Below are 8,550 nucleotides of genomic sequence, written 5' to 3'. Positions count from 1 at the left end.
ATATGATCCAACCGTTCGATGTGTTCGTAGGCAGACCAGGGGTTCGGTGCCATGGAGCAGACTCCGTGGTTGGCCTGGCCCACGATATCAAAATCGCCTGCCGGGTTGGCTTCTGTGACCCCTAAGGCCTTCGCCGTGGCTTCGCCCAGTTCCGAGCTGATGGCAGGAAGGTTGGGTACCGTTGGGCCAATCCTGGTATAGCGGTAAATTTCGGGAAAGTCTTTGCAGATTTTCTGGAGATCGAACCCGCGATAGATAGCCGCAACCACATGTGTTGGATGTACATGCACGACGGCACGCGTCCGATTCATGCCTCTGGTCAAGAGATAATGCATATGCAGTTCACCGGAAGGATTGGTTCCTGGAGCTACCTGCAACTTCCCATCCACCAACTTAATTTTGACCATATGCTCAGGATGGACAATCGTCTTTCGCCATCCTGAGGGAGTGACATACAGATACACACTCTTCGCCCGCCGAACACTACAATTTCCATCCCGGGTGGTAATCCATCCGCGCTCATAACACCGTCGTAACACTTCTCCTATAGCCGTAATCATAATATGGTGTCTCCTTCGTTACTGTTGAATAGGTTTTCATTTCCTCCGGTCAAGTGTACCATCCTGTTTTCTTGTCGTCTTACCCTTTCACAGAGCACATGTCTGGCTTTTATGAGAAATTCCCGTGGGCATACAGAGAGAACTCCCTGTTTCAGACGAGGAACGAAACATGTTCATGAAAGTGAGAGCCGGAATGGAGTGCTCCGATACATGCCTCGTGGGAGATTCAATGCGCTACAAGCATTCCGGGGTTTGTCCCCACGTCTCGGAGAATACAAACTCCCTCAACGGCTTACGAGATCGTGGGGCCAATTCCCGTTCACGGAGCGCCTCAGGGAGTGTGGAGGCATCTCCCTGGTACCCGATGGCAATCCCAGTGACGGCTTCATAGCCGGCGGGAAGAGCATAGCGTTCGCGAATGGTGTCAGGAAGAATGCCGGCCATCTGATGGACCGACAGATCCATGGCTGTGGCTTGCATGACCAGGCTTCCCACGGCCAACCCGACATCATGATAGGCATGACTGTTGACCTCTCCATTATGATCAAAATGGAGTTTTGCCACTGTGAGCAGAAGGAGAGGAGCCCGTTTCGCCCAGATTTGATTTCCCTCCACCAGACAACTCAGAAGCTTCTGATGGCTCTCAGGGTGCTCGCTGGTAGCGAGAATAAAGACCCAGGGCTGTTCGTTAAAACAGGAAGACGCCCATCGAGCCGCTTCCAACAAGCTTTGGATTTTTTCTCGTTCGACCGGCTGATCGGCAAAGGCTCGTGGACTCCAGCGACGCCGTAACAGCTCATGAATGTGAAATTGCACGTCTGCTGGTTTTTCCATGATTTCTCCTGAGAGACTTTACGCCACTTCACTTATTGATGACACCGTCTTACGGCAGACGCCACTGGCCACATTCTTCCGGCTCTGGAATGCGCCAGGCGGTCTCCTCCACCGGGGTTAATTTGAGCTTCTCGGGATGCGGACGTAATCCATAAGAGAGATCCATATCGGACCCGTCTGTGTCTTTTCCACATGGACAGCAATCTGCTTCATCCGCACCAGCGCACAACAGTTCCATAAAGTCATGGTCCCAGAAATACCGGTTGGTCATCGTCTCGAAATCCACCAACCCAAACCGGTATCCCCCCAGCATGGTAAATGACACCAATCCATCATCAATTTGATCGTTGTGCCAGAGACAATAGTTTTTGAGGCATTCGTATACCAGAAGCCAATGATAGTCAATTAATCGATAGACCATTGATGCCTCATGAGCCACCAGCAATTCCTCAAGCGTGATAAGTGCGCTATAGGGGGTAAATAGCGTCCCCACGGCCGGATACTCCACCAACCAGGCCTCAGCGTCATTGCGAGACGCGACACGCCGCACGGCTTGAAGCTCGCAGTCAAGCGCCTGCCTCACAAACGGGATAAACACGGCATCAGGTTGGGTCCGAAAATACAGCATCGCTCGTGGTCCGAACAGGTAAACCCTGGCTAATTTTCGTGAAGGGCTTGTGTAACGAGGTCCGTCATGGTGTGCAATTGGAAAGGCTTATCGATGGTGTGTTGAGCTCCTAAGCGACGAGCGAGGTCCAACAAATCGAGTTTGGCTCGCTCACTTCCGCCGGACATCGCTATGATTTTTACCTGAGGAAATTCCCGCCGCAAATCCAGTATCGTCTCAAGCCCCTCTTTTTCTGGCATAAGAATGTCTAAAATAATAAGATCGGCTGGGTGGTTGCGATATTCCTTGATACCTTCGACTCCATTTCTGGCACAATCCACAGTATATCCCTTATCTTCCAAGGCCTGCTTCAACAGGTCACAAACCTGCCGATCATCATCCACAACAAGAATGTTTGCCATTATTTTGTCTCTTTCCACGCCCCACTCCGGATGATCACCTTCTTCCTCCACAGGAAAAGATCCACCACGAACGGTGCGACCAACTTGGGCTCCTCCATAGGGTTTGGACCAGGCTCAACACATCCCGGCTCGGCCCTCGAACGTCATCCACAATGAACCATCCATTTCTGGCATTCATGATTATTGAATAGCATTCCCGGAATAGCCGGCATCTCCTGGAGTGACTCACGACCCATCACCAACCAGGAGAACCAAGTCTTGCCCATTCATTCCCCTTCGGAGAGGTCAAGACTCGGCTAACGACGAAGGGGTTTTGTCGAGCACATGGCGAATAATGGGAACCAGGTCCCGAATTGCCAATGGCTTCATCAAATAGCCCTGAATTCCCAATGCCTTCGCTCGTTCCGCCGAGATCACATGACTGAATCCGGTACACAGAATGATGGGGAGGTCCGGGCGAATCCGCAGAAGCTCACGGGATAAGGCCTCACCGGTCAATCCCGGCATTGCTTGGTCAGTAATGACGAGATCGAAGCGATGCGGGTCTTGGTTAAATGTCCTCAGAGCTTCAATTGAACTCGTGTGCACTTCCACCGTATATCCCAGTTGCGTGAGAAGTTCCTTCCCAAGCCTCACAATGGTCTCTTCATCATCCACAAATAAAATTGATTCTTTCCCATTGTGAATGGCTTTTGGATCGTGAAGAGGCTCTAAGACCTGGATCGGAACTGTCGGGAGATAGACTTCGATCTTTGTCCCTTTATTCACGACACTATCCACGACAATGGCTCCTCTATGACCCATAATGATTCCATGCACTACGGCCATCCCCATTCCCGACCCCTCGCCAATTGGCTTGGTCGTAAAGAAGGGATCAAACAGTCGTTCAAGTACCTCAGGAGTCATGCCTGAACCGGTATCTTGCACCGTCAACCGGACATGGGGACTAACCTGTAATCCCGAAATCGTTCTGGCCAAATCTTCTGTCACCTCCACATCTTCCAGGACGACGTTCAATATCCCTCCGGGTTCTCGCATGGCATATTCAGCATTGGTGCATAAATTGAAAATGATCTGATGCATTTGGGTCGGATCCGCTAGAATAGTGGCCTCTGTTTTCAAGGCTTGACGGATCTCAATTGTCGTGGGAATCGTGGATCGTAAGAGTTTCAGGGATTCCCGGACGACCATGTGGAGAGGTGTGGGTTTCTTCCCCTGACCCGCTTGACGACTAAAGGTCAAAATCTGGAGCACCAAGTGCTTGGCTCGATGACCCGCAGTGAGCACTTCTTGAAGATTTCGTTGGGTACGGCTTTCCTTTGGCACCGTGGCCAACGCCAATTCGGTGTAGCCCAAAATTGCCGTTAAAATATTATTAAAATCATGGGCGATGCCGCCTGCCAAGGTCCCAATGGCTTCCATGCGGCTTGATTGCCGAAATTGCCGCTCGGTTTTCGTGAGAGCCTCTTCAACACGCTTCCGTTCTGTAATGTCCTCCGCAACTCCCGCAAGACTCAGCAAGTCCCCATTGGGCTTTCGAATAGGAACTGTTTGTATTCGCACCCACCGCATGGTGTTATCCGGTCTCACAATCCGGCATTCTCCCTGAACCCCATTCCCATCCGGCTCAATTTGGTGAGTGAGAAATCGTGGTTGATCGTGAGGATGAATCGCATTCCATAGGCTTCGAGAATCTTCAATAAGACTCGCACAACTGCGACCCCAGACGGTTTCATATTGAGGGCTCACATACCAGACTTCAGACTGGTCAGGGGCAAAAACCCAAAACACCTCCTTAATATGATCCACAAGTTGCCGAAACCGTTCATCCCGCTCTTCCAGAGCTATCTCCAGGTCTTTGGTGTATTCCGTCAGTTGGTCACGAAAGGTTCGACGAACAATACCAAGCAATTCGGATGGTGACCCTTCCCGTTTGATGTAGGAAACGGCGCTCTCACCTATGACATCTTTCGCTGAATCCAGGCTGTCAAAGGCCGGACTCAGGATCATCTGAATCTCTGCATTCTTGGCCTTGAGAAGAGAAAGCAATGAGACTCCGGAGACATCCGGCGTCTGCACATCAACCACTGCGACCGCAAAGGCTTCACCTTTCGCATATTCGGAAGCTTCCGCAGCCGTCCTGGACCCCACCACCTGATAGCCTTCCTTCTCTAGAATATTGACGAGCGTTTCTAATTGGTCAGGACGGTCTTCCACAATGAGGATTCGCAACCATTCCCTTCGCATCGTCATACATCCCTCCCTTTACCTACCGTCCAGAACCGTATACGTCACGCTTACATTTTATTCGAAGGACTATTGAGAGCTTTCTTCCTTTGAAGTGTTTGTAACTAAACTTCCCAAACCAAAATCACTTGGAATCCTACCTTTAAATCCGGCTACTTCAGCACATCGCATTTCAGCATCGACGACAGAGGATACTGTTTCCCTCATGGGATTGATCCTAGCTCGTGGACTTCTGAAGACCAAACCCCTGCTTTTCCTCTCACCCAGTCCCATCATACCAATCCCGGCATTAATGGTCACGCACTTACTCCTCCTCAAGAAAGGGGGAAGGTTAAGGAAGAAAATGAATATCAGAGAGAGATTCGTTGGAAATTCCAATCGCTCCTCTTTGATGTTCAAAAAAACGGGGAATCACAATCCACTCATGATTACTTAATAAAAGAAAAAACGTATCATCATGTTAGCCGTTAAGGGAGTGTGGCGAAAAGGCTAGAGGCAAAACAAAGCATGAAAAAGGTTAGACACCCCTAAAGGAAGGAAAGGAAGAAAAAAACGTGCAGGTAATTTGGTAATTTCATGAAGGCCGCTTTGGTAGCTTCAGCCTGCTGCTGTGTTACCCCAGTTATCTCCCCCAGCTTAGGCCCACTCTTTTGAGGGACCAGCCTTGACCGCCAAGGCAATCTCCTCTTGAATCTCTTGCGCCATTTTCCGCCGATTATCCGCATCGCGAATAGGTCGCCCAACGACTAAAAAATCCGCCCCGGCTCGAATGGCATCAAAAGGAGTTAAGGAACGTTGATGTTCATGGGTGTTCTGCCCGGCCGGCCTCACACCTGGAGAGACAATGAGCGCCTTCGGACCAAACCGTTCTCTCAGAATTCCGACATATTTTCCTGAGGCGATCAGGCCATCGCACCCTTGGGCCATCGCCATATCTGCCCGCCACAAGACGTAGTCATCCAGTGACTGAAAACGTGCGGGATCTCCCGCCTGTACGCGTAACATCCCCAGGTCTTGAAGATCCTTCTCCCCCCAGCTCGAAAGGAGCGGAACGGTCAAAATTTGTATTGACCCGGCCCCTCGACCAAGCACCGCAGCTTTGGCCGTGGCATGATTTCCGAAAATGGTAAGAAAATCTACCTGCAGGTCAGCCGCCAGATTCACGGCTCGACGCACCGTTTCATCGATATCATTCATCTTCAGATCTAAAAAGATCCGGCATTTTTGTGCGCGTAATTCCCTGAGGAAATCGGCATTAACGGCCAGAAATAATTCCAGGCCAATTTTATAAAACCAAACAACACCCTCTAAATCCTTCACATATCGACGAGCCTCCTCTACGGAGGAAACATCAAGTGCGACAATTAACCGTTCCTGGATGGGGATACCCCTGTTCATTCCCAATTCACCATAATACTTGAGCTGTTAATAATTTATTCGAATAAGAAGATGAGGAATCTGTATATAGCCAAAGAAGAGATAGCCGGGAAAATTATCCCAGGCTTTCGTATTGGCTATTCGCAACCCACCCAATTACCGCAAGACCATGGCCAAATTCTTATTTATCATCAACAGAGAGTGCCATAACCAATAGATGAACTCAAGTGATACCACATCAAAAGCACTCCTGCCATTTATGGCTCATTGATGCAAACCATTTCACCAGACTTCCCTGGAGATTCTGGATCTATGCCCTCGCACATCCGATCCCACAGGATACTTGGCCTAAGTAAAATTTCTACGGTTCTGTCATTAATGACACAATCGCCGTCCCCACCTTCGAGGCGAATGAGAGGAGACCTCACAATTTTGCATCGGGTAAAGTCCGATTCTGTTGTCTTGGCAACAGATGGTTGATCTATTAAAAGAAACGGATCGGAAAGTCTGGCCAAATTCGGCAGCACCGCTGTCGGTCAATGCCATCCCATGCAGCATCCAGGTCAAGGTTGTGTATCTATTTGGATAAATGGGTGTATCCAAACAGATATCAAAATTTCTGTCTCTGATCTATGAAAATCAATGACACATGGACTTTTCCTGCATCATTTTTCAAAAATCACGAATTCATCCAAAGACTTATCACCCTACCGATTCAACTCATGTCGTTAATGGTACATAGATTGCGTGGGTATTCACCACATGCCCATTTTCAGGAACATCCCTTTTGAGGGCCAGTTACCCCAGACATGAGGTTTAAACCATGGTAATCACCACCCCGATACGATCCACTTCCCCCATTCTCGTCGTCGATGATGAACAGGATATTGTCCTAACCTTACGAGATCTTCTTGAGGCCGACGGACATCACATTAATGTGGCCTCAACGGGAGGCACGGCCTTGGAATGCGTGAAACTTCACTCCCCTAGTGTCGTGATCCTGGACGTCAAACTCCCTGACATGGATGGCTTACTCGTTCTGGAGAAGATGACAAAAGCGGTGCCAGGTCTTCCCATCATTATTCTGTCGAGTTATACCACTCTCGATGATGTGACCGGCCCCCTTGAAGAACAAGGCGCTTTTGCCTATCTCCATAAACCCATCAATCGTTCAGAAATTAGGACCACGGTGCGTCAGGCGCTCAAGGCTTATGCCCTGGCAAAAAAAATGGAACGCGCCCGTCACGCCTTATATGAAAGCGAAATCCGCTTTCAAGCCGTCTTTCAAGCAGCCATTGATGCCATTGTACTAGCCGATCACACCGGCCGGATCATGTCATGGAATAAGGCCGCTGAATCAATGTTCGAATATTCGGCAGAGGAAATGTTTGGAAAACCACTGACCCTGATCATGCCCAGTCGGTATTGGGACGCTCATACCAAAGGCATGAAGCGATTGCAGACAACAGGCGAATCTCACGTCATTGGAAAAACGGTCACACTCCATGGATTAAGGAAAAGCGGGCAGGAATTCCCCATCGAACTCTCTTTGAACTCCTGGACGACAGGGACACATCCTTCCTATTCCGGATTTATTCGAGACCTCTCTTTGCGAGAATCAAAAAAGGAAAATCCTATGCAGTATCAGAACGGATGAGACTCTTGGGGAAGACTCTTTGTTTTCTGAGCGGTGAGGTAAAAAGAACCGTCTGCGCAAGTATGAATTGAAGAGGAGCACCCACAAACAGAAAAAAAGAGGTTCGGTCCGAGCATCAGATTATTCCTGCCCTGAAATCCTCCCAACATGGCTCGGGCTCTTGGTCGTGGGAACACCCCGTGGAGAATCGAATTTAGTCGTACACCCCCATCACCAAGGTGAATCCTTTGGTTCACCTGTTCAGGCATTTAAAAAAGAGACGCGGTCATTCTTGGGGAAACACACGTTTTTTGTCGTAGATTTTCCTCCCACTCAGGTTCCCTAAGAACTGCGTGGGTCTGCTAATTCCCATCGCAAGATTTCCACACGATCGAAAAATTAAAATTCAGTTGGATTTTAATGTAGCAAGGGCTGGCTCAAGCCTAGGAAGATCTTCATTCAAAAATCTCAGATCGGTTGAGAATATGTCGTACTTGTTTAACTCAGGCAACGGAACGAAACGTATATCGTTGATCTCAGGCGAGCGGGGGCGTATGTGCCCGGAACTCAGTCTCGCACGAAAGATTGCGAAACCGTCCTGCGGAGCACAGCGGAAGTAAAAGTGCAATCGAAAGGGGCCCGGTTCTTCCGGAACATAGGGAATAGCATCAATTCTAAGGAGACTGTTCACCCTAATGGCGACACCGAGTTCCTCGGACATTTCCTTACAAAGAGCTGCCTGGATAACATCGTCAGGCAATGGAGTATTGCTGGGTCTGGTCGGGTCTCCAGGAGTCGATTCGAGGGACCCACCAGGAAGACCCCATGCTCCTTTAGGCCTGTAACTGTGTTCAACCAAGAGTACCT

7 protein-coding genes are annotated in these 8,550 nt (G+C 49.4%); 1 reads left to right on the top strand and 6 read right to left on the bottom strand.

What is annotated here, in order from left to right; translation table 11 throughout:
* From AAH187_RS11900 to pyrF, 6 genes are all read right to left on the bottom strand, one after another.
* A partial coding sequence (locus tag AAH187_RS11900; protein ID WP_342348679.1) for a class II aldolase/adducin family protein occupies window positions 1–560 on the bottom strand: 560 nt, incomplete at its 3' end.
* 234 nt (window positions 561–794) lie between these two features.
* A complete protein-coding gene (locus AAH187_RS11895; RefSeq protein ID WP_342348678.1) occupies window positions 795–1,394 on the bottom strand; it encodes a nitroreductase family protein in 600 nt (199 codons plus the stop codon).
* 49 nt (window positions 1,395–1,443) lie between these two features.
* Window positions 1,444–2,022 (bottom strand): hypothetical protein, encoded by a 579-nt coding sequence (locus tag AAH187_RS11890; protein ID WP_342348677.1) that lies wholly within the window; start codon window positions 2,020–2,022, stop codon window positions 1,444–1,446.
* A gap of 29 nt (window positions 2,023–2,051) precedes the next feature.
* Window positions 2,052–2,423: a response regulator gene (locus tag AAH187_RS11885; protein WP_342348676.1), complete on the bottom strand. Its 372-nt coding sequence runs from the start codon at window positions 2,421–2,423 to the stop codon at window positions 2,052–2,054.
* Window positions 2,424–2,708: 285 nt separating this feature from the next.
* Window positions 2,709–4,676: a response regulator gene (locus AAH187_RS11880; protein ID WP_342348675.1), complete on the bottom strand. Its 1,968-nt coding sequence runs from the start codon at window positions 4,674–4,676 to the stop codon at window positions 2,709–2,711.
* Between the two features lie 630 nt (window positions 4,677–5,306).
* Window positions 5,307–6,068 (bottom strand): orotidine-5'-phosphate decarboxylase, encoded by a 762-nt coding sequence (gene pyrF / locus AAH187_RS11875; protein ID WP_342348674.1) that lies wholly within the window; start codon window positions 6,066–6,068, stop codon window positions 5,307–5,309.
* 802 nt (window positions 6,069–6,870) lie between these two features.
* Here pyrF and AAH187_RS11870 point away from each other — a divergent pair.
* On the top strand, window positions 6,871–7,704 hold the full coding sequence (locus AAH187_RS11870; RefSeq protein ID WP_342348673.1) for a PAS domain S-box protein: 834 nt from the start codon (window positions 6,871–6,873) through the stop codon (window positions 7,702–7,704).
* The last annotated feature ends 846 nt before the right edge of the window (window positions 7,705–8,550 follow it).

Source organism: uncultured Nitrospira sp. (assembly GCA_902500695.1).
Lineage (GTDB): Bacteria > Nitrospirota > Nitrospiria > Nitrospirales > UBA8639 > Nitrospira_E.
Note: the sequence above shows the minus strand (reverse complement) of the source record. Positions and strands in the feature narration are given on the sequence as shown.

Bases quoted from the DNA above. Each gene is read 5' to 3' on its own strand.
- AAH187_RS11895 (WP_342348678.1), bottom strand. From the start codon at position 1,394: ATGGAAAAACCAGCAGACGTGCAATTTCACATTCATGAGCTGTTACGG.
- AAH187_RS11890 (WP_342348677.1), bottom strand. From the start codon at position 2,022: ATGCTGTATTTTCGGACCCAACCTGATGCCGTGTTTATCCCGTTTGTG.
- AAH187_RS11885 (WP_342348676.1), bottom strand. From the start codon at position 2,423: ATGGCAAACATTCTTGTTGTGGATGATGATCGGCAGGTTTGTGACCTG.
- AAH187_RS11880 (WP_342348675.1), bottom strand. From the start codon at position 4,676: ATGACGATGCGAAGGGAATGGTTGCGAATCCTCATTGTGGAAGACCGT.
- pyrF (WP_342348674.1), bottom strand. From the start codon at position 6,068: ATGAACAGGGGTATCCCCATCCAGGAACGGTTAATTGTCGCACTTGAT.
- AAH187_RS11870 (WP_342348673.1), top strand. From the start codon at position 6,871: ATGGTAATCACCACCCCGATACGATCCACTTCCCCCATTCTCGTCGTC.